We start from the raw sequence: 21,489 nt of genomic DNA, 5'->3' as shown, positions 1-21,489 counted from the left end.
TTAGCCAATGATGGAGAGAGCCTACCTCAGGCCGATACACGCTCCACGCGGAGGCTCCATCGGGACACGGGAAGCCGACCCCACTCTAGGGTCGAAACGCCTCCCGGGCGTGGAGTCCCTCCGACACGATGGGCCTACCGGCTGCTCACCTGCCCGAATAGCTTCGCGATCGGTGCGAGGACGATCGGGCGGGCGGCGTACCACGCGGCCGCCGTGACGGCGATGGCGGCCGCAAAGAGCCAGAAGCCGGTCCAGTTCACCTCGTCGGAGCCGCCGAACATGTGGTTCAGGTTGCGCAGCGCACCGGTGGCGAACACCAGGAACACGTGGACGAGGATGAACAGCACGAAGAACAACATCGTGGGGAAGTGGATCGCGCGTGCAACCTCCACCGGGTAGATCCTGCTCAGCGTTTTGGCGTTCTTCGGCCAGAACTCGCTCATCCGCACACCCGTAATCGCCGCTAGCGGGGCCGCGATGAACACCACGATGAAGTACATGAGCTGCTGCAGGCTGTTGTAGTTCGTCCAGCCGGACTCCACGGGCCAGTCGAGCGTCATGTACTGCAGGAGCGCGGAGAGAGCATTCGGGAACACCTCCCAGCTTGTCGGCACGAGCCGCATCCAGCGGCCGGAGGCCAACAGCAGCACCACAAAGATCAGCCCGTTGACCAGCCACAGAATGTCGAGGCACTGGTGCAGCCACAGGTTGATGCTGATCTTCTTGCCGCCGCGCTTCGGCGTCCAGTATGCCGGCGGCTTCTGCTGGGTACGCACCTGGTAGCCGGAGCGGATGATGAGCGCCATCAGGAAGAAGTTGAAGAAGTGCGCCCACTGCGCCCACCACGGGAAGCCGGGCTCGGCCGCCGCCGGAAGGTCGTACACGCCGGGGTAGCGGCTGAGGAACTCCGGGACCCCCGGCAGCGTGGTCACACCGCGGGCGGCGAGCACCAGGATGCCGGCGGCGGCCACCGAGCCGGCCGCGATGAGCACCACCAGCTTGATCCACTGGCCCAGGGTGCGTGAACCGTACAGCTTGGCCTCGGCCTTCGGCATCGCGGGCTCTTGAGTGGCGTATGGTTCCGCGACGGGCGATGCCGCCGGCGCCGGGGCGGCAGGGGGAAGAGGCACACTCGGCTCGACCGCGGTGACGGTTTCCGCCGCGCTGGCGACGGGAACAATTTCTTGGACAGCGGGTTCGGGCCCGGCCTGCACCGCGGGTTCGGGTTCGGCTTGCACCGCGGGTTCGGGGCCGGGGGCCGCGGCGCGCACCGGAGCCAGGCCCGCCGGGGGCCACGGTTCCCCGCCGGGGACGCGGGGGAGCCCGCGGCGAAGGGCCGTGGCTCCCGATGCCGGTACGGCGGGCGTGGCGGATGCAGCGACCGGAGCAACGGCCGACGGCGCCACTTCCGGCGCTGCTGTCCCAGCAGGACCTGCTGGAACGAGTGAGTCAGGCACGGCCGCCGTCGGCATTGCGGTTGCGGCGGGAGCCCCGGTACGGGCCGCCACCGATACCGGAGCTGTGCCGGCGGGCGGCCACGGCTCGCCGCCCGGCACCCGGGGCAGGCCGCGGCGAAGCTGCCGCGGCGCCGCGGCAGCGTTAGGAGCGGAGGCGTTCAGAGTCGGGGCGTCCACCGCGGCAACGGTCGCGGCAGGAACCTTCGCGGCAGCGGCCGGCGGGGACACCGCCGTCGTATCCGCTGCTGTTTCCTGCGGAACCGCAGCGGCGGCAGCGGGTGCGGCAACGGGGGCCGAAACGAAGCGGGCGGGCGCCTCGCCCGCGGGCGGCCAGGGTTCGCCGCCCGGCACGCGCGGCAGGCCCCGCCGAAGGGACCGGGACTGAGTTGCCATCGCTACTTCTTCCGGGCCTCGAGCGCGCTGATCAGCTGGGGGACCACCTGGAAGAGGTCACCGACCACACCAAAGTCGGCGATCTCGAAGATCGGCGCGTCGGCATCCTTGTTGATGGCGACGATCGTTTTGGCGGTCTGCATGCCTGCCCGGTGCTGGATCGCGCCGGAAATGCCCAGCGCGATGTACAGCTGGGACGACACGGACACGCCGGTCTGGCCCACCTGGTGCGCCTGCGGAATATAGCCCGCGTCCACGGCGGCCCGCGACGCGCCGACGGCGGCACCGAGCGTGTCGGCGAGCTGCCCGACCAGGGCGAACTGTTCCTCCGACCCGAGGCCCCGGCCGCCCGCGACAACCTTCGCGGCGCCCCGCAGCTCCGGCCGTGCCGTGGTGGCGGCCGCCTCCTCGAACGCGTCGATCCGGGCGGACCGCTTCCCGGAGGGCGTCACCGCCAGGGTCTCCGACGCCGGTGGCTGGGCCGTGGCGCGCGCCTCGATGGAGCCCTGGCGGACGGTGATGACCGGCGCCCCGAACGTTGCCGTGGACGTGACGTTGTATGCGCCGCCGTAGACGGAGTGGTGGGCCACCACGCCCTCGTCGTCGCGTGAGACACCGACCGCATCGACGGAAACCGCCGCCCGCGAACGGGCGGCGTACCGGCCCGCGAGGTCGCGCCCGTTGACCGAGTGCGAAATCAGGATCGCGTCCGGCTGCACCTGCTCCGCGGCGGCGGCCAGCGCGTCCACGCCCGGCACCCCGAGCGCGGACGGATCCGCAGTCTCCGCGATCAGGACGTGGGCAGCACCAAGGGCTGCGGCCTCCGCGGCGGCGGCGCTCCCGGCGTCGGGCGCGGCCAGGACCAGAGCAACGGGCGTGCCCACCGCGGCGGCAGCACCGAAGAGCCCGGCCGCAGCCTTTTCAAGTTCACCGGAAGCCCCGGTTTCGACGACGACGAGGATCGCGTCACGAGGATATTCAGTCATGTCGTTGCTCCTTACGCCAGTCGGTTCTCTACCAGGAAGTCGGCGAGCTTCTCGCCGGCGTCGCCCTCGTCTACGATCTTCACGCCCGCCGCGCGCGGCGGCTTCTCCGCAACCGTCAGCATGATCGACCGGGCCGCGTCCGGGTCTTCGGCCGAGATCCCGAGGTCGGCGAGGGTCAGCACCTCAAGGGGCTTCTTCTTCGCCGCCATGATGCCTTTGAAGTTGGGGAACCGCGGCCCCGGGAGGGCTTCAGTAATCGAAATGACCGCCGGCAGGTCTGCCGACACCGTCTGGACGCCGGATTCGACCGGCCTGGTGCCGGAGACGGCGCCGTCGCTGATCTGGACGGAGCTGAGGCCGGTGGCGTGGGGTACGTCGAGCAGTTCAGCAAGCATCGCGGGCATCATGCCGGCCGATCCGTCGGTGGAGACATTGCCGGTGATCACCAGGTCAAAGCCCATGCGGCGGATCGCCGCTGCCAGGGTTTCGGCAGTCAGGCCAAGGTCCGCACCCCGCAGCGCGTCGTCGCAGACGTGGGTGGCGCTCGCCGCGCCCATCGCCAGCCCCTTGCGGATGGTTGCCGTGGCACTTTCGGGTGCCGCGGAGAGGACGGCGACGTCGGTGCCCTCGTTGGCGTCGGCGTACGTCAGGGCCAGCTCCAGGGACCGCTCACCGATCTCGTCAATGACTGTTTCGCTGGCATCCCGATCGGCGAGGCCCGTTTCCAGGTTCAGTTTTCGGTCCCCGTACGTGTCCGGGACTTCCTTCACTAAAACGACAATCTTCATCGACGGCTCTTCCTGTGGCGGCATGTCGCCACGGCGGAGACATGGCGAATCACCATTGAGTCTACGAAGACGGGGCCCTGCGTGCGCGGCAGGGCCCGTGTCGTGAAAATAAATGAAGTCCCGGTTTGGTCCGCTGGCCCCGGGAGCCCTATTAGAGGTAGCCCGCTGTCAGAGGTAGCCCGGGGCCGCTTCCAGGCCGAAGTAGCCCTCGAGGGTCATGCTGCCGGTGATTTTTCCGGCGAGGGCCGGTCCCACGTAGCGCAGATGCCATGGTTCGTAGGTGTAGCCGGTGATGGCGTCGGCACCGTCCGGATAGCGAATGATGAAACCGTACTCCCGGCCATGCTGGGCGGCCCACATGCCGGCCGGTGTCGTGGCGAAGCAGGCTTCCAGGGCACACGTTCCGCTGGCGTTGCCGATGTCGATCGCCAGGCCGGTCTGGTGTTCGCTGTACCCGGGCCTGGCGGCGATGGTATCCGCCGTCGCCTGTCCGTATTGGTTCACGTAGCTGTTATAGAGGCTGGCCTGCTGGCTGTACGAACGGTAGCCGCTGATCGGGATGACGTTCACCCCGGCGGCCTTGGCGGCTTTGGAGAACTGTTTATAGGCGTTCGCGGCCTGCGCCTGCAACAGTTCGCCTTGGACCCGGACCAGCTGCGACGGCACGTACGACGCCGGGTTCAGGGGTCTGTGCTTGTTGACCACCACCTGCAGGCTGGAGGCGGAATCGATGTCGTAGCCGGTCGCGGCAACTGCCGGCACCGAAGGGGACGCCATGCCGAGCGCAAGCACCAGGCCCGCCACGGCACCTGTCATCCTGCTGATTCTTCTGAGTACCGTTCTCTTGAGCACCGTCGCCTCCAGGAAAACTATCCGGAACAGTTGGCGGAACTTTACCGAGTCAGCACGGCCCGAGTCGAGGGTCCGTGCTGACTCGGCGAGAATGTCCGGGCCCCAGATGCACCCGACGCATGCGGACGACGGCGGGAGTTCCCGCCGTCGTCCGCCGTGCTTTTGTCACTGGTCCTGCGGGATCAATGGGAGCCGGTGTCTGTTCCCGCCGCATGGAGGGGGCTAGTTTTGGAGTAAGGGACTGCCCCGGCGGCCGGTTCGTTGTTGGCTCGGGGTTGCTCATCGCCCTTGAGTTAAGGAAATCCATCGTGGCATACAACGTCGCGCAGAAGCTCATCGCGTCCCATCTGGTGACGGGCGGCATGATTCCGGGGTCTGAGATCGGTCTGCGCGTCGACCAGACACTGACCCAGGATGCGACCGGAACCCTGGTCATGCTTGAACTGGAAGCGCTCGGGCTCGACCGGACACGCGCCGAAGTGTCCGTGCAGTACGTCGACCACAACCTGTTGCAGGCCGACAGCAGGAACGCCGAGGACCATGATTTTCTTCGGTCCGCGTGTCGCCGGTTCGGCCTGTGGTATTCGAAGGCCGGCAACGGGGTGTCCCATCCGACCCACATGCAGCGTTTCGGCGTGCCGGGCAAGACCTTGGTCGGCGCGGACAGCCACACCCCGGCTGCGGGTTCGCTCGGGATGCTCGCCATCGGCGTCGGCGGCACCGAGGTGGCCGCGGCCATTGCGGGTGAGCCGCTCTACCTCAAGATGCCGGAGATCTGGGGCGTGCGGCTCACCGGTAGTCTGCCGCCGTGGACGAGCGCCAAGGACGTCATTCTCGAAATGCTGCGCCGGCACGGGGTGAAGGGCGGCAAGAACCGGATCCTTGAGTACTTTGGTCCCGGGCTGGCGACGCTGACCGCGATGGACCGGCATGTGATCGCAAACATGGGCGCCGAACTGGGGGCGACCAGCACGGTCTTCCCGGCCGATGACCAGGTCTGGGCGTTCCTGCGGTCCGAGCAGCGGGAAGGCGGCTTCACCGAGCTCCTTGCCGATGCCGACGCCACCTACGATGTGACCGAGGAGATCGACCTCTCCGCGATCGAGCCGCTCATCGCGCTCCCCAGTTCGCCGGGAAATGTGGTCCCGGTTCGGGAGGTCGCGGGGAGGCCGGTGGCGCAGGTGGTGATCGGCTCATCAGCGAATCCCGGGCTGCGGGACTTCGCGATTGTGGCCGCCATCGTCAAGGGACGGCAGTCCCACCCCGGGGTGTCGTTCGACGTCAATCCAAGTTCGCGGCAGATCCTGCAGGACCTGACGAAAATGGGTGCCACTTTTGACCTGATCCGTGCGGGTGCACGGCTGCATCAGACCGGCTGCATGGGCTGCATCGGGATGGGCCAGGCGCCGGCGCACGGGACCAACAGCCTGCGCACCATGCCGCGCAATTTTCCGGGCCGTTCCGGTACCGAGGAAGACTCGGTATACCTGTGTTCACCCGAGACGGCGGCGGCCGCCGCCCTGACGGGAACGATCACCGACCCCAGGGACCTGACGGGACTGTTCGGTTTGGAGTATCCCGCGCTCGACCTGCCCGCGGTGTCGAACGTGAACACCTCGATGCTGGAGGAGCCGCTGCCTCCGGAGGAAGCCGCCCGGGTGACCCTGGTCAAGGGTGAAAACATCGCCTCGCTCCCGGTGTTCGAACCGCTCGCCGACCGGATCGAGGCGCCCGTCGCGCTGGCCCTGGGTGATGACGTCTCCACCGACGAGATCCTGCAGGCCGGGGCGCGCGCCTTGCCCTACCGCAGCAACATCCCGAAGCTGGCCGAATTCACCTTCGCCCAAATCGACGAAACCTATCCCGAACGGGCCCGCGGGACCCGGGACACGTCCGGCCACATGGTGGTTGCCGGCGCGAACTACGGCCAGGGGTCCTCGCGGGAGCACGCCGCCATCACGCCACGGTTCCTCGGGTTGCGGGTGGTGCTGGCCGTCTCCTTCGCGCGAATCCACTGGCAGAACCTGGCCAACTTCGGGGTGCTGGCGCTGGAGTTCGCGGATGCGGGCGATCACGACCGCATCCGGCAAGGCGATGTGCTCCTGCTGACAGGGCTGCGGGACGCCCTCGTGACAGGAAACAACATCCACGTGCGCAACCGGACCCGGAACGAGGACTACGCCGTCCGGCACAACCTCTCGCCACGCCAGATTGAGATGCTCCTCGCCGGCGGCCTGATCCCGTGGCTGCGGGACCGGACACCGCAGGAGGCACGCGGACCCGCGGGAACCGGATAGCAGCCAGGCCAAAACTGGAAGCTTGTGCGACGGAATGGATTGACTGAAAATTCAGTCAGAACTTATGGTTGATGCAATGCATCACCATGATGTAGCTCACGAAAGGCTTGCCATGATCAGCACGCGCATTCGCAAAGACGCGGATCCCGCCGGTGCCGCATCCGCGCACAAGGACCGTTTTGGCCGCATCGAGTCGGCCGGCATTGAACTCATTCCCGACGAACAACGCACCTCCCGCCCCCGGAACCTGTTCACCGTCTTCTTCGGCGGCAACTTCGCCTTCTCTGTCATCGTTTTCGGCTGGCTTCCCATAACCTTCGGCCTGAACTTCATTGGGGCAGTGACGGCCAGTCTGGCCGGCCTCATCGTCGGTACGGCCCTGATTGGCCCGATGGCACTCCTGGGACCGCGGACCGGGACCAACAACACCGTTTCCAGCGCCGCGCACTTCGGCACGCGCGGAAGGTTGATCGGCTCGGCATTGACACTGCTGTTCGCGCTGGCCTACGCCGCCATCGCCGTCTGGACCTCGGGCGACGCGCTGGTTGCCGCCGCCGAGCGGTTGCTGGGCGTGCCCGTCGACGGCACCACCTTGGCCATCGGCTACGCCGTGATCTCCGTGGAAATCGTCCTGGTGGCGCTCTTCGGCCACGGCACGGTGGTGGCGATGCAGAGATTCGTCGCCCCGGTGGTCGGCATTCTGCTGCTCCTCGGCGTCGTCGCCTTCGCCCCCACGTTCAGCCCAACCTCCGCCCACACCGACTACCTTCTGGGCGATTTCTGGCCCACCTGGATCCTGGCCGCCGTCATTTCCGTCGGAGGTCCGCTGTCCTACGCGCCCACCCTGGGCGACTACAGCCGGCGCGTCTCTCGAAAGCGACACTCGGACCGTTCCGTGGCTGGCGCCACCTGCCTCGGCGTGTTCCTGGGGCTTTTTGTCACGGCCCTCTTCGGCGCCTTCACGGCCGCGGCGATTCCGGAGCTCGGCGGCTCCTACGTTGCGGACCTAGTGCGCGCCGCGCCGGTCTGGTATCTGCTGCCCATCCTGATCATCGCGCTGGCCGGCGGACTCGGCCAGGGGGTACTCAATCTCTACGCCAGCGGGCTGGACCTCGAAGCCCTCTTCCCGCGGCTGCGCCGCATCCACACCACGCTCATCACGTCGGTGATCGCCGTCGGCCTGCTGTACCTTGGCGTCTTCGTGTTCAACGCCGTGGACTCCATCACCGCCATGACGCTGGTGCTCAACGGATTCGCCGGCCCCTGGGTGGCCATCAACGTCCTGGGTTTCCTGATCGCCCGCCGCGGCAAGTACCACGCCGGGGACCTCCAGCTGTTCCGCGCGAACGGCCCCCGCGGCCGGTACTGGTTCAACAACGGCTGGAACCTGCGTGCCGTCGCTCCCTGGGCCATCGGATCGGTCTTCGGTCTGCTGGCCACCGACACGTCCCTGTATACCGGCCCGCTCTCGCAGCTCGCCGGGGGAATCGACCTCAGCTTCCTCGGATCCACGATCGTCGCAGCGGCAGGTTACCTGCTGGCCCTGCGGCTGTGGCCCGAAACCGCTGCTGCGGTGGAGCCGGCTCAGGCTGAAGCTGAGGACGTATTACTGTCAAACCATGAGTGAAAAACTAGCCAGGATCCTCAACGCCGCCACGACGTGCATCGCCAGGAGCGGCGTCCGCGGAATGCGGGTCAATGATGTGGCTGCCGAGGCCGGAGTTTCACCAGGCCTCCTGTACTACCACTTCACCGACCGGGCCGGCCTGCTTGCCGCGACGCTTGACCACATCAACAAGCAGGTGGGCAAGGACGACGCCGCCCCCGCGTCCCCCGAAGCCGGCGACCCCGCCCGGCACTTCAGGCACCTGCTCCTGGACGAGATCAAGGACGACGTCGACGTCCGCCGGAATTCGGTGGCGTGGAACGAGCTCCGGGCCTGCTCCATCTTCGAACAGGAACTGGCGGAACCGCTTTCCCGGACAACGGCGGAGTGGAACCGGGAGATCGCCCGCGCCCTGGTGGCCGCCACCGACGGGACGAGCCAGGAGGAGGCCGCCGTCACCGCGGAGATCCTCACCTGTTTGGTGGAAGGGATCTCCGGCCGCTGGCTCAACGGGTTCATCAGCACGGATCACGCGCGTTCACTGGTGACGACGGCGATCAACTCACTCACCGCCGCACATGGTTCCGCCGTCGCCGGCAGGAGCTGAAACCTAACTGCGGTCGAAGAACAGGTCCGGTGCGTCGGTCCCCGACGCAGAAGGCGCCCCGGCATATGCCGGGGCGCCTTTTGGCGCACGGTCCGGGGTGCGCGATTGATCTCGTTGCCGGACCGGGCGGCTCAGCCCAGACGGGGCGTCCGCGGGGGAGGGGTCCGGCGCGAACCCGTTGCCTCAAAAGCCGCGGCCAGGCTCAGCAGGGCGACGTCGTCGTAGGCCCGGCCCGCGATGGTCAGGCCCACGGGCATGCCGGTGTCGGACATGGTGCCCATCGGCACGGTGACGGTCGGGATACCCAGGTGTCGCGGCACGAGGTTGCCGTTGGCGACCCAGACGCCGTTGCGCCAGCCCAGATCGGCCGAGGCCTCGTTGACGTCCATGTCCGCAGGTCCGACGTCCGCGGCGGCGGGGAACAGCACTGCGTCGAGTCCGAGCCTGTCCATCCAGTCCTCCAGGTCAACGCGGCGGGTCTCTTCCAGCCCGCGCAGGCCGCCTTCCAGATGCGGGATGTCCGTCAATGATGGCGCACCGTGCTCGCGGATGTGTTCCGGGTAGTGGGCGATGTCGTCATCAAAGCCGGTGTAGCGGTCCGGGAGCGCGCCGTCCGGGTGCGGGAAGATCGTTGCGCCGTCCACGGCAGCCAGGCTGTTCAGTGCGGGGTCGCCGTTTGCCGCGAGGAAGTCTTCCCAGGCCCAGACGGAGAGATCCACGATTTCCCGCTGCAGGTATTCCGGGCTCACCAGGCCGCGCGTGGCGATGGTGGGTGCCCCGGGCCGGTCCCCTTCGTAGTTGGACACGACAGGAAAATCGACCAGGACAACCTCGGCGCCGGCCGCCTCAAGATCGCGCCGTGCCGCTTCCCACAGTTCCATCACCGAGCCGCGGGTGTGGATGCGCCGGCCGGTCTGTCCGCCGATACCGGGCGTCTCTCCGGTACCGGCGTCCGGGTCGGCGTTAACGTACATGGCCGGCACGCCGAGCCGCTTGCCCTTCAATACCGACTGTGCCGCGCGGGCATCTGCCGGCGCCAGCGCAGGGTAGGACGACGGGCGCAGCGACGAGGCGGCCGGGATCTCCACCCACGGCTGCACACGCCAGAAGTCGCCGCGCGTGTTGGCGTCGTCGGCCACGATCACGTCAAGTACTTCGAGCAGGTCCGCCATGGAACGCGTGTGCGGCACCACGACATCCATAGTGGGCACCAGGGGCCAGTTGCCGCGGACGGAAATGACCCCGCGCGAGGGCGTGTACGCGCACAGCGCGTTGTTCGACGCCGGCGCACGCCCGCTGGACCACGTCTCCTCCCCGAGGCCGAAGGCCGCGAAGCTTGCCGCCGTCGCGGTTCCCGACCCGTTGGAGGAACCGGAGCCGAATGCCGCCGTGAGGAAATCGGCGTTGTAGGGGCTCTCGGCCCGTCCGTAGACGCCGCGCTGCATGCCGCCGTTGGCCATCGGCGGCATATTGGTCAGGCCGATCAGCACCGCGCCGGCTGCCCGCAGGCGTTCGATGGTGAACGCGTCGCGCTGTGCCACGAGGTGCTCGAAGGCAGGCGAACCGGCTGCCGCGGTGAGGCCCTTCGCCAGATAGCTGTCCTTGGCCGTGTACGGGATGCCGTCCAGCGGGCCGAGCGTCCTGCCTTCAGCCCGGCGCTCGTCGGAGGCCCGGGCCTCCTTCAGCGCATCGGGGTTCATGACGACGAGCGCGTTCAGCTTGATGCCGCTGGTGTCGTACGTATCGATGCGGTCAAGGTAGGCCCGGGTGAGTTCCTCGCTGCTGGCCCGGCCGGACTCCAGGGCGGCACGCAGTTGGGCGATGGACGCCTCGACGACGTCGAAGCCCGTCATCACGCCACCGTCCGGTCGAGCGTGGGCTGCTGCTGGGTGATGCAGTGGATGCCCCCGCCGCGGGCCAGGATCGGGCGGGCGTCCACGGTCACCACGCGGCGTCCGGGGTATGCCTCGGCGAGGATTTCCGCGGCCACCGCGTCGGCCCGCGCTTCGCCGTACCCGCAGGCGATCACGCCGCCGTTGACCACAAGGTGGTTGACGTAGCTCCAGTCCACGTAGCCTTCCTCGTCGCGCAATGTCTCCGGCGCCGGCAACTGGCGGATCCGGAACGGCCTTCCCGCGGCGTCCGTCTGGGTTTCGAGGAACGCCTGCAGGGTGCGGCTGACCTCGAAGTCGGGGTGTTCCGGGTTGGTCTGGGTGTGCAGCAGGACCTGGCCCGGAGAGGACAGGGTGGCCACCATATCGATGTGGCCGCGGGTACCCATGTCCTCGTAGTCGCGGGTCAGGCCGCGCGGGACCCAGACGGCCTTGCGGGCGCCGATGGTGCGTGCCAGTTCCGCCTCGACGCGGGCTTTGTCCGCGTACGGGTTCCGGCCCGGGTCCAGCTGCACGGTTTCGGTCACCAGCACGGTGCCCTCGCCGTCGACGTGGATGGCACCGCCCTCGTTGACCAGCAGCGAGCTGACGAGCTCCGCACCGGACTTTTCGGCCACGAAGCGTGCCATCCCGGCGCTCTTCTCCCATTCAGCCCACTTCGGCGCGCCCCAGCCGTTGAAGACCCAGTCCACCGCGCCGAGCACGCCGGGGCGTTCGTCGTCGACGACGAACGTCGGCCCGACATCGCGCATCCAGTATTCATCGAGCGGGGTTTCAAGCCGTTCGATGCCGCTGCCCAGCATGTCGGCGGCGCGCTGCCGCTCGCTGGGATCCACCACCATGGTGACCGGCTCGAATTCGGCCACCGCGAGGGCGACGGCCGTCCAGGCCGCGTAGGCCTCCTCGGCCGACGCGGGGTCATCGCCCAAGGTCAGCCCGGTGCGGGGAAACGCCATCCAGGTGCGGTCGTGGGGTGCGGTTTCAGCGGGCATTCTCCATGCCATGGGAAGGGCTCCTTTGTCTTTCCTGCTTCGACGCCGTCGGTCTCCTCCTCAATGAGGGACGCCCTGCGGCCGAAGCCGAATCACTATTGATCAACCGATCAATAAGCAAAAAATTACTCTAGACTGTTACGTGATGTCAACCACTCAGAGGAAGCGCGCCGTCCGAAAGGCACCGGGGGAGCGCGCCAGTGAAATTTCAGAGGCCGCCCGGAATATTGCCCTCGAGCAGGGGCTCGGTTCGATCACGCTGCGCAATGTGGCGGCCAGGGTGGGGGTCGCCTCCGGGCTTGTGGCCCACTACCAGCCCAATGTGGAGGAGCTTGTGGCGTCGACGTTCACCGGCATCGTCGCGGCCGAAACGGCCGAGGTGCAGGCGGCCGTGGACCGGATACCGTCCGCGCCGGGGCAGCTTGCCTACCTCCTGGACACCCTGCTGGACGGCAGCCGCCTGGACGTCACGGCGATCTGGGTGGACGCCTGGACCATGGGCCGGCGCAACGAGGCCTTGGCGGAGTGCGTCCGCGACCAGATGGACGCGTGGCAGGCCATGCTGCAGGGCGTGGTTGAGGCCGGTGTGGCGGCCCACGACTTCGAAACCTCTGATGCGGCATCCGTGGCCTGGCAGATCCTGGGGATGATCGACGGGCTGAACGCCCAGGCCCTGGTGCGCTGGGACGGTGTCAAGGAACGCGGCGTTCACATCGCCCGGGCAGTGGAGGGGATGGTCGGCGCGGCGCGCGGATCGCTGCAGCAACAAGGTTCGTCCCCGGGCTGACGCCGTCCGCAGGGGCGCCGGCAGGCGGCAAGCGCGCTACCGGGCTGCCGTGCCGCACCAGGTGGCCAGGGCCTCGGTGAGCCCCCCGGCCGAGTCTTCGCCGACCCACGCGACGTAGCCGTCGGGGCGCACAAGGACGGCCGTGGGCGCGGCCACCTCGCCCAGCACCGGAAGCTCCCACGCGCCGTCGTACTTTGCCTGGACATGCCGGACCCGGCCGGTCTGTGCAGGGCCGGTCTGCGCAGGGCCGGTCCAGGCGGCGGCGTCCAGCTCCGGCCCGCCGAACTCCAATAGCACCGGCCGGGCCTGGTGCAGCAGCTCGAACACCCGCACCGGCCCATCGGGGGTGACGATGTCAAGGTCCGGCATCCGGCGCCCCAGCAGCGGGTGGCCCGCGCCGAGGTCGTACGCGACGTCCAGCCCGGTGATCAGTGCAGCGATCGGGGTGCCCGCGCCGTCGACGCGCAGGACCTCGTCGAGCAGGTCGCGCAGCGCCTCCTGCCGCGGGTCCGCCTTCTGGAACAGCGACTGCGCCATCGTGTACTTCAGCGCCCGCGCCCCGGCCGGGTGCCGCTCCGCATGGTAGGTGTCCAGCAGCTCCTCACCCGAGATGCCCAGCACCACCTGCCCGAGCTTCCAGCCGAGGTTGACGGCGTCCTGCAGTCCCAGGCCGATGCCGAGTCCGCCCGTCGGGGAGTGCACGTGCGCGGCGTCGCCGGCCAGCAGCACCCGGCCTTCGCGATAGGACACCGCCTGCCGGGTGGCGTCCGTGAACCGCGACAACCACCGGGGGCTGTGCACGCCGAAGTCCGTGCCGAACACCTCGACCAGCGCCCGCCGCAGCTCCGCCAGGGTGGGCTCGGTGGCCGGACCCAGCTCCGCCTCGGTCACCACGACGCGCACCGTGCCGTCGCCCATCGCGTGGAGCCCGTGGACGCCGCGACTGTCAATCTTGCCGGCCTTCGGAAGTTCCCCGGTCACCTCCACTTCGGCGATGAGGCTGCTGCGCGTCGCGTCCGGGCCGGCGAACCCGATGTCGGCCGCGCGCCGCAAAACACTGCGGCCGCCGTCCGCGCCCACCACATACCGGGCCCGCAGCGGTCCGGCGGCCGCGAGCTGAACGTCGACGCCGGCGTCGGAGTGTGCGACGCCGGTGACCTCCGTGCCGTGCCGGACCGGCACGCCCAGTTCCCCGGCCCACTGGAGCAGCAGCCGTTCGATGTGGTTCTGGAAAAGTGCCAGCGTGTACGGATGGCGCGTGGGCAGGCGGCTCAGGTCGAGCGCCGTGCCGCCGAACGTGGCCGCCTGCATCGTTTTGCCTTCGGCGAGGAACCGGCCGGCGATGCCGCGCTGGTCAAGCAGCTCAATGGTGCGGGAGTGGATACCGCCGCCGCGCGAGCCCGTCAGGTCCTGCGACTCGCGCCGCTCGAGGACCACGACGTCGGCACCCGCCAGCCGCAGCTCGCCCGCCAGCATCATCCCCGTCGGGCCGCTCCCGACAATCACCACATCGTGCATATCTTCCCCGCTCACCTCGGCACCGAACGCCCAGTATCCGGCATGCCGGGGGCCTTGCCGCAAGCCCCCGGCGGCGCGATACCTTGGAAGTGGCAGGGGATGCACTTTCTTCCGGAAACCCGGTCCCGCCCCCGGAACCTCCTGCACGATCACCCGAATTACGAGCCCACCGCGACATGGACCCTGCTCTTTGTATAGTTGTATACAAGTATGTAGCTAACGGCGGAAGGCGCGACATGGCATATGCACCTGCCCGGAACACCGGGGCGCACCTGGTGTATGCGGAGCTGAAACGGCAGATTCTGAGTCTTGAGCTCAAACCGGGGACGCGCATCTACGAGCCCGCAATGGCTGCCGCGCTGCAAGTGAGCCGCACCCCGTTACGGGAGGCCATCCGGCGGCTCATTTCGGAGAGTCTTTTGGAGCAGCAGCCCACAGGGGGTGTGCTGGTGCCCGTGCTGGATGCGGCGGCGATTTCGGAGCTGTACGAGGTGCGCGCGGCGATCGAATCACTGATGGCCCGCGGGGCGTGCGCGAAGGCGACACCCGCCGACATCGAAACGCTCCGGGGGATCGTCGAACGCAATGCCGCCATGGTGAAGTTCGCCGACGACGCGATGAATCACGGCAAGTCGCTGCACGACAAGATCGCCGAGATCGACGGGAATTCCTGGTCCCAGCGCTTCCACGACCAGATCGCCAGCCAGATGGAGCGCTACCGCCACTTCACCAACAACACTCAGGAGCGGCGGGACCGGGCCCTGGCCGAACACCGCATTCTCGTGGAGGCGGTGGCCGCGGACGACCCGGAAAAGGCCGCGAGGATCGCCTTCGACCACGTCATTGGTGCCCGGGACGAGGCGCTGCGTGCCATCTCGGGCAGCAGCCTTGTTATCACATGATCGGTGACCTGGGCCGCCGCTCGTCCGCGGCCCTCCTGATCCATTCGGCACTGATCCAGGCCGTGACCTTCCTGGTCCGGCCGGCCGCCACCTACCGGGCGCTCGAGCTCGACGTTCCCGGGTATGCCCTGGGCGTCCTGGCTGCCAGCTATGCCGTCTTTCCGCTGCTGCTCGCCGTCCCGACCGGCGGCCTCGTGGACCGCTTGGGTGAGCGCCGGCTCATGGCGATCGGGTCCGCCGTCGTTCTTGCGTGTTCAACATACCTGTTGTTCTGGGGCTCGTCGATATCCGCCCTGGTCATCGGAACCGCGCTCCTCGGCGCCGGCCAGCTGGCCTGCGTAGTGGGACAACAGGCCGTGGTGGCCAACAACGCTGTCGCATCCCGGCTGGACTCGGCCTTCGGGTACCTGACCTTCGCGGCCTCCCTGGGGCAGGCGTTGGGGCCGCTCGCGATATCCCTGGTCGGAGGCGCCTCCGTCCGTCCCGACACCCAGGCGATCTTCTTCCTCTCCGTCTGCATGAGCCTGGTGCTCTTCGTCACCACCTTCGGCGTCTCGGCAAATGTCAGCAGCCGCAAGCGGAAGGCGTCCTCGGACGACGGCGGCAAAGGCGGCGTCGTGTCGCTGCTGAAGACCCCCGGGGTAGCCCGGGCGCTGGGCACCAGCGCCACCGTCCTGGCCGTGGTGGACCTGACCACGGTTTACCTCCCCGCGCTCGGATCCGAACGCGGGCTGACGGCGGCGACGGTCGGCCTCATGCTCACCACCCGCGCCGTGTTTTCCATGGTGTCCCGCATCATTCTGGGGCAGATGTCCCGGAAACTGGGGCGCATGAGACTGATGGTGCTCAGCCTTGTCCTGTCCACGGGCGCCTTGGCGGTGGCGGCAATTCCCATGCCGGCCTGGACCTTGTTCATCGTGATGGCCGTCCTGGGGCTGGGGCTCGGCATCGGCCAGCCCCTCACCATGTCGTGGCTGTCCGCGCAAGCACCGGCCGGGCAACGCGGCCGGGCGCTGGCCCTGCGGCTCGCCGGCAACAGGGTGGGCCAGGTGGTCCTGCCGAGTGTCATCGGCATCGTCGCGGCAGGGTTCGGGGCGGCCGGAGTCTTCCTGGCGTCCGCCGGTGCGGTCGGCGGGACACTCCTGCTGCTCCGCGGCGTGCGGCTGGACGACTAACCCCAGCCGCGCAGCTTAGGGCAGGCGCGAAGGGCGCAGTACGGTCGCGTCGCCTGCGCGGCCGGGATCGAGCGGCACGGGGCTGATCAGCACTGCCGGTCCGCGGTGCAGGACGCCGTCGGACAGCACCCCGCAACGCAGCCCGCCCCGGCCGCGCATGGCTTTGTGGGCGCCCGGGGCGAGCATCGCGTCCATCCAGGCGCAGGGATGGGCCGGCCGACCGGCCTTGAGCCCCACCCGCTCTCCCCGGGACTCCAGCACGAAGTCGTGTCCGAGCAGCGGTGCCAGTTCCGCGCCCCGGATGACCACATTGCGGCGCGTCAGCAGCGGGTCCAGGGGCGCCGTTCCCAGCTCGGCAGCGATCGCTTCGAGTGCCTCGGCGGCGAACACGGTGACGGCGGCGTCCATGTGCGCGGCCTTGCCGAAGAACCGGTCGCCGACGATCCCCTTGCCCGCCACCAGCGTCACCTGGTCGGCGTCGGCGGTGGGGACGTCGGCCGCCCCCTCGCGCGCCCGGCCGAAGTAGGCGTGCGCCGGGGATACGAGCAGGTGGAGGATCTCGACGTCGTATCTGTAGCTGGCCGTCATCCCACCACGCTACCGCGCGGCATGCCTCTGCCGCCGAGTTCGCGGGAAGCTGCCGAGTTCGCCGAGAGCTTCCGGCGATTTGGGCGCATTCCGGCGAAGTCGCGAGCGGGAGGGGACGGGAGGGCGCAGGAAGGGCCGCGGGAGGCGGATCGGGGCCGGTAAGCGGGGCGTCGCGCACCATTGACAGCCCCCGCGGCGCGGCCTATCCTACAACCAAATGGTTGTAGATCAGCAAAGTGACGAAGACCTTGACCGCCTCTTCCAGGCGCTCGCCGATGCGACCCGCCGGGACATCGTGCGGCGGGTGACGGCGGGGGAGTCCTCGGTCTCCGGGCTCGCCGCCCTCTACGCCATGAGCTTCGCCGCGGTGCAGAAGCACGTGGCGGTGCTGGAACGCGCCTCCCTCATCACCAAGGAGAAGCGCGGAAGGGAGCAGATTGTGCGGGCCGATCACGGCGGACTGCAGAAGGCCCGGCGCCTGCTCGATGAATACGAGGACGTCTGGCGGCAGCGGGCCGGCAGGATCGCGGACCTGCTCGCCGAACCGGCCAGGGAAACAGAGCGGACACAGGCAAGGAAACCGGAATCGCGCAAGGAGTAGGAAAGGTTCATCATGACAGTCATCAGTTCGGTCAAGAATCTTGAGGCGCTGAGCCTCACCTTCGTCACCGAGTTCGACGCCGGCGTGGAGCGGGTCTGGCAGGTCTGGGCCGATCCGCGCCAGCTCGAGCGCTGGTGGGGCCCGCCCACCTGGCCGGCCACGTTCGTGCAGCACGACTTCGTTCCCGGCGGCAAGGCCACCTACTACATGACGGGCCCGGACGGCGACAAAGGCCACGGCTGGTGGATGTTCACCACCATCGAAGCCCCGCACCGCCTGGAGTTCGACTACGGATTCGCGGACGAGGCCGGCAACCCCACCGGCGACCACGGCGCCGCGCACGGCATCGTAACGCTGGAGGACCTCGGCGGCCGCACCCGGATGGCCGTCCTCACCACCTTCGAAAACGAGGACCAGCTCGAACAAATGCTCGCCATGGGCATGGAGGAGGGCATGCGGGAGGCGCTGGGCCAGGTCGACGCCATCCTCGCCGAACACGCCAACGCCTGAGCAGCGCAGCACCGCAACACCGCAACGCAAGAAGACGACGGCGGGAGCCTCCCGCCGTCGTCCTCTTGCCGCAAACTTCCGGCGACCCCGCACGTTTCCGGCGGTCTCGGCACCTCAAGTGCCTCAGAGGACCTTGCGGATGGTCTGTTCGAAGCTCGTGACGTGGTGCAGGGCGAGCTCCGCGGCCTTGTCCGCGTCGCCTTCGGCCACGGCCCTGAGCAGCTCGACGTGCTCGGTGATGTGCCCGCTGACGGAGGGGACCTTGTCCAGGACCAGGCACCAGATCCGGGTGGCCAGGTTGTCGTAGCGGATCAGGGTGTCTTCCAGGTGCGGGTTCGCCGCGGCCCGGTAGATCAGGCGGTGCACCGTCAGGTCGTAGCGCATGAGCTCCCGGGACTGTGCCGGGCTCGGATCCAGCTCCGCAATGGTCTTGGCGACGTCGAGCAGTTCGCGGCGCATGGCGGCGTTGGCCCGGGTTGCGGCCCGGCGCGCCGCCAGCGGCTCCAGCAGTTCCCGGATCTCCGAGACGTCGGCCAGTTCCGTGAAGTCCACGGTGGTGGCGAAGGTGCCGCGCCGCGGATAGGAAACCACCAGATGGTCCACTTCCAGCCGCTTGATCGCCTCACGCACCGGCGTGCGGCCGAAGCCGAGCTCGGCCGCCAGCTGTCCGTCATTGATCGGCTCGCCCGGCCGGATTTCGAGCATGATCAGCTTGTCGCGCAGTTGCCGGTATGCGGCCTCCGCCTGGGAGAGGGTCTCGTCCTCTGCCGGCGGCAGGACGGTCAGTGCGTTCACAGCTAGGCTCCGTTCCGGGTTCCCAGCGGAAGCCGGCTTTCACTTGGCTTCCAGCTATTGACTCTCATGTGATCCCAATCATACCATTGACATCACACTGATATATCAGTCATAGCAACAGTGGTATTTCAAAAGGAGCAACCGTGGTTGAGCAGTTGAACGAGCGACTTTCCGTCGTCGATCCCGAAGTCGCGCAGGCCGTGGCACGGGAACTGAAACGCCAGCAGTCCACCCTCGAGATGATCGCCTCCGAGAACTTCGCCCCGGCAGGGGTCATGGAGGCACAGGGGTCGGTGCTGACCAACAAATACGCGGAGGGTTACCCGGGCAAGCGCTACTACGGCGGCTGCGAACACGTCGACGTGATCGAACAGCTCGCCATCGACCGGATCAAGACCCTCTTCGGCGCCGAAGCGGCGAACGTCCAGCCGCACTCCGGCGCCCAGGCCAACGCCGCCGCGATGTTCGCCCTGCTGGAACCGGGCGACACGATCATGGGCCTGTCCCTGGCCCACGGCGGGCACCTGACGCACGGCATGCGCATCAACTTTTCCGGCAAGCTTTACAACGTCATTCCGTACCACGTGAGCGAGAAGACCCACCTCGTGGACATGGCCGAGGTCGAGGCCCTGGCGCTCGAGCACCGTCCCAAGATGATCGTGGCCGGCTGGTCCGCCTACTCCCGCCAGCTGGATTTCGCCGAGTTCCGCCGCATCGCCGACCTCGTCGGCGCCTACCTGATGGTGGACATGGCGCACTTCGCCGGGCTCGTCGCCGCGGGCCTGCACCCCAACCCGGTCCCGTACGCCGACGTCGTCACCACCACCACGCACAAGACGCTCGGGGGCCCGCGCGGCGGGGTGATCCTGAGCAAGGAGGAGTACGCCCGCAAGATCAACTCCGCCGTGTTCCCCGGCCAGCAGGGCGGTCCGCTGGAGCACGTGATCGCGGCCAAGGCCGTGGCATTTAAGATCGCCGCCTCGGAGACGTTCAAGGAACGCCAGGAGCGCACGCTTGAAGGCGCGCAGATCATCGCCTCCCGGCTGCTGAAGGACGACGTCGGCGCCGCCGGCATTACCGTGGTCAACGGCGGCACGGATGTGCACCTGGTCCTGGTGGACCTGCGCGACTCGGAACTGGACGGGCAGCAGGCCGAAGACCGGCTGCACCGGATCGGCATCACCGTCAACCGCAACGCCGTCCCGTTCGACCCCCGCCCGCCGATGGTGTCCTCCGGGCTGCGGATCGGCACCCCGGCCCTGGCCACCCGCGGCTTCGGCGCCGCGGAGTTCACCGAGGTGGCCGACATCATCGCCGCGGCCCTGACCGCCCCGGCGGTGCAGTCAACGACCCGGGACAACGACCTCAGCGACGAAACCGCCGACAGCCTGCGCGCCCGCGTGAGCGCCCTGGCCGACAAATTCCCCCTCTACCCGCACCTGTCCGGCGACCCGGCCAACGCCGCGCAGGCACCGACCGCCCAGGCAACGGCGCTTGAGGCAGAACTGATTGGAGCAGCACAATGAGCACCGACCACCTTCCGGAGCACCCGGAGTTCCTCTGGCGCAACCCCGAGCCCAAGTCCTCCTACGACGCCGTGATTGTCGGCGGCGGCGGCCACGGACTGGCGACGGCGTACTACCTGGCCAAGGTCCACGGAATGACCAATATCGCCATCCTGGAAAAGGGCTGGCTCGCCGGCGGCAACATGGCCCGGAACACCACGATCATCCGGTCCAACTACCTCTGGGACGAGAGCGCCGCGATCTACGAGCACGCCCTGAAGCTGTGGGAAATCCTGCCCGAAGAACTGGACTACGACTTCCTGTTCAGCCAGCGCGGCGTCATGAACCTCGCCCACACCCTGGGCGACGTGCGTGAAAGCATCCGCCGGGTCGGCGCCAACAAGCTCAATGGCGTCGACGCCGAGTGGCTGGACCCGCAGCAGGTCAAGGAACTGTGCCCCATCCTGAACATCAGCGACAACATCCGCTACCCGGTCATGGGCGCCACCTACCAGCCGCGCGCCGGGATCGCCAAGCACGACCACGTCGCGTGGGCGTTCGCCCGCAAGTGCGACGAGCTCGGCGTGGACATCATCCAGAACTGCGAAGTCACCGGCTTCCTCAAGGACGGCAACCGGGTGGTGGGCGTCAAGACCAACCGCGGCACCATCCACACCGAAAAGGTCGGTCTCTGCGCCGCCGGGCACAGCTCGGTGCTGGCCGAAATGGCCGGGTTCCGGCTCCCCATCCAGTCCCACCCGCTCCAGGCGCTCGTGTCCGAACTGCACGAGCCCGTCCACCCCACCGTCGTGATGTCCAACCACGTCCACGTCTACGTCTCCCAGGCGCACAAGGGCGAACTGGTCATGGGCGCCGGCGTCGACTCCTACAACGGCTACGGCCAGCGCGGCTCCTTCCATGTGATCGAGCAGCAGATGGCCGCCGCCGTCGAACTCTTCCCGATCTTCGCCCGCGCCCACGTGCTGCGGACCTGGGGCGGGATCGTGGACACCACCATGGACGCCTCCCCGATCGTCGGCACCACCCCGGTAGAGAACATGTTCGTCAACTGCGGCTGGGGAACCGGCGGCTTCAAGGGCACCCCGGCGGCCGGGCTGACGTTCGCGCACACGATCGCCACCGGCGCCCCGCACCACCTCAACAAGCCCTTTGCCCTCGAGCGCTTCGAAACCGGCGCCCTGATCGACGAACACGGCGCCGCCGCCGTGGCCCACTAG

At 68.3% G+C, this 21,489-nt stretch carries 19 protein-coding genes; 10 read left to right on the top strand and 9 right to left on the bottom strand.

Annotated elements, in window-relative coordinates:
* Positions 1-134: 134 nt before the first annotated feature.
* The 4 genes from CFN17_RS19870 to CFN17_RS02625 all read right to left on the bottom strand — a co-directional run bounded on the left by CFN17_RS19870 (position 135) and on the right by CFN17_RS02625 (position 4,440).
* Positions 135-1,055, bottom strand: a complete 921-nt coding sequence (locus tag CFN17_RS19870; protein ID WP_261792324.1) for a cytochrome b/b6 domain-containing protein — start codon at positions 1,053-1,055, stop codon at positions 135-137.
* A gap of 797 nt (positions 1,056-1,852) precedes the next feature.
* Positions 1,853-2,836: an electron transfer flavoprotein subunit alpha/FixB family protein gene (locus CFN17_RS02635; RefSeq protein WP_208749839.1), complete on the bottom strand. Its 984-nt coding sequence runs from the start codon at positions 2,834-2,836 to the stop codon at positions 1,853-1,855.
* Positions 2,837-2,847: 11 nt separating this feature from the next.
* On the bottom strand, positions 2,848-3,624 hold the full coding sequence (locus CFN17_RS02630; RefSeq protein ID WP_208749838.1) for an electron transfer flavoprotein subunit beta/FixA family protein: 777 nt from the start codon (positions 3,622-3,624) through the stop codon (positions 2,848-2,850).
* A gap of 168 nt (positions 3,625-3,792) precedes the next feature.
* Positions 3,793-4,440 (bottom strand): D-alanyl-D-alanine carboxypeptidase family protein, encoded by a 648-nt coding sequence (locus CFN17_RS02625; protein ID WP_208749837.1) that lies wholly within the window; start codon positions 4,438-4,440, stop codon positions 3,793-3,795.
* Positions 4,441-4,784: 344 nt separating this feature from the next.
* Here CFN17_RS02625 and CFN17_RS02620 point away from each other — a divergent pair, with 344 nt between their 5' ends.
* The 3 genes from CFN17_RS02620 to CFN17_RS02610 all read left to right on the top strand — a co-directional run bounded on the left by CFN17_RS02620 (position 4,785) and on the right by CFN17_RS02610 (position 8,986).
* The gene (locus CFN17_RS02620) at positions 4,785-6,773 is read left to right on the top strand and encodes an aconitate hydratase (protein WP_208749836.1); all 1,989 of its coding nucleotides are present in this window, start codon (positions 4,785-4,787) and stop codon (positions 6,771-6,773) included.
* 112 nt (positions 6,774-6,885) lie between these two features.
* Entirely contained in the window at positions 6,886-8,400 is a 1,515-nt protein-coding gene (locus CFN17_RS02615; RefSeq protein ID WP_208749835.1) for a cytosine permease, read from the top strand.
* Positions 8,393-8,986 (top strand): TetR/AcrR family transcriptional regulator, encoded by a 594-nt coding sequence (locus CFN17_RS02610; protein ID WP_208749834.1) that lies wholly within the window; start codon positions 8,393-8,395, stop codon positions 8,984-8,986. Before CFN17_RS02615 ends, CFN17_RS02610 begins: the two co-directional genes overlap by 8 nt.
* Positions 8,987-9,117: 131 nt before the next feature.
* On the opposite strand, the gene CFN17_RS02605 is transcribed toward CFN17_RS02610, so the two are convergent.
* Positions 9,118-10,839 carry an amidase gene (locus CFN17_RS02605; RefSeq protein WP_208749833.1) on the bottom strand — a complete coding sequence of 574 codons (1,722 nt, stop codon included), beginning with the start codon at positions 10,837-10,839 and terminating at the stop codon, positions 9,118-9,120.
* Positions 10,839-11,882, bottom strand: coding sequence for an agmatine/peptidylarginine deiminase (locus CFN17_RS02600; protein WP_208749832.1), 1,044 nt, complete (start codon positions 11,880-11,882; stop codon positions 10,839-10,841). Before CFN17_RS02600 ends, CFN17_RS02605 begins: the two co-directional genes overlap by 1 nt.
* A gap of 133 nt (positions 11,883-12,015) precedes the next feature.
* On the opposite strand from CFN17_RS02600, the gene CFN17_RS02595 reads away from it, so the two are divergent.
* Positions 12,016-12,657 (top strand): TetR/AcrR family transcriptional regulator, encoded by a 642-nt coding sequence (locus tag CFN17_RS02595; protein ID WP_208749831.1) that lies wholly within the window; start codon positions 12,016-12,018, stop codon positions 12,655-12,657.
* Between the two features lie 36 nt (positions 12,658-12,693).
* Here the strand turns inward: CFN17_RS02595 and CFN17_RS02590 are convergent, their stop codons facing one another.
* Positions 12,694-14,190 carry an FAD-dependent monooxygenase gene (locus CFN17_RS02590; protein ID WP_261792323.1) on the bottom strand — a complete coding sequence of 499 codons (1,497 nt, stop codon included), beginning with the start codon at positions 14,188-14,190 and terminating at the stop codon, positions 12,694-12,696.
* Positions 14,191-14,411: 221 nt separating this feature from the next.
* Between CFN17_RS02590 and CFN17_RS02585 the strand changes: the two genes are divergently transcribed.
* Both CFN17_RS02585 and CFN17_RS02580 read left to right on the top strand, forming a co-directional pair.
* Positions 14,412-15,077, top strand: coding sequence for a GntR family transcriptional regulator (locus CFN17_RS02585; protein ID WP_208749830.1), 666 nt, complete (start codon positions 14,412-14,414; stop codon positions 15,075-15,077).
* Positions 15,074-16,252 carry an MFS transporter gene (locus CFN17_RS02580; protein ID WP_208749829.1) on the top strand — a complete coding sequence of 393 codons (1,179 nt, stop codon included), beginning with the start codon at positions 15,074-15,076 and terminating at the stop codon, positions 16,250-16,252. The genes CFN17_RS02585 and CFN17_RS02580 overlap by 4 nt, the downstream gene beginning before the upstream one ends.
* A 15-nt stretch (positions 16,253-16,267) precedes the next feature.
* Here the strand turns inward: CFN17_RS02580 and CFN17_RS02575 are convergent, their stop codons facing one another.
* Positions 16,268-16,840, bottom strand: coding sequence for an MOSC domain-containing protein (locus CFN17_RS02575; RefSeq protein ID WP_208749828.1), 573 nt, complete (start codon positions 16,838-16,840; stop codon positions 16,268-16,270).
* Between the two features lie 217 nt (positions 16,841-17,057).
* Between CFN17_RS02575 and CFN17_RS02570 the strand changes: the two genes are divergently transcribed.
* Both CFN17_RS02570 and CFN17_RS02565 read left to right on the top strand, forming a co-directional pair.
* Entirely contained in the window at positions 17,058-17,441 is a 384-nt protein-coding gene (locus CFN17_RS02570; RefSeq protein WP_208749827.1) for a helix-turn-helix transcriptional regulator, read from the top strand.
* A 12-nt stretch (positions 17,442-17,453) separates the two neighbouring features.
* On the top strand, positions 17,454-17,951 hold the full coding sequence (locus CFN17_RS02565; RefSeq protein WP_208749826.1) for an SRPBCC domain-containing protein: 498 nt from the start codon (positions 17,454-17,456) through the stop codon (positions 17,949-17,951).
* Positions 17,952-18,074: 123 nt separating this feature from the next.
* On the opposite strand, the gene CFN17_RS02560 is transcribed toward CFN17_RS02565, so the two are convergent.
* Positions 18,075-18,746, bottom strand: coding sequence for a GntR family transcriptional regulator (locus CFN17_RS02560; protein ID WP_208749825.1), 672 nt, complete (start codon positions 18,744-18,746; stop codon positions 18,075-18,077).
* A gap of 143 nt (positions 18,747-18,889) precedes the next feature.
* On the opposite strand from CFN17_RS02560, the gene glyA reads away from it, so the two are divergent.
* Both glyA and CFN17_RS02550 read left to right on the top strand, forming a co-directional pair.
* Positions 18,890-20,272: a serine hydroxymethyltransferase gene (gene glyA / locus CFN17_RS02555; protein WP_315968650.1), complete on the top strand. Its 1,383-nt coding sequence runs from the start codon at positions 18,890-18,892 to the stop codon at positions 20,270-20,272.
* Positions 20,269-21,489: a sarcosine oxidase subunit beta family protein gene (locus CFN17_RS02550; protein WP_208749824.1), complete on the top strand. Its 1,221-nt coding sequence runs from the start codon at positions 20,269-20,271 to the stop codon at positions 21,487-21,489. The genes glyA and CFN17_RS02550 overlap by 4 nt, the downstream gene beginning before the upstream one ends.

It is taken from the genome of Arthrobacter sp. PM3, assembly GCF_003352915.1.
GTDB lineage: Bacteria > Actinomycetota > Actinomycetes > Actinomycetales > Micrococcaceae > Arthrobacter.
The sequence above is the reverse complement of the archived record's forward strand: the minus strand, read 5'-3'. Positions and strand labels throughout refer to the sequence as shown.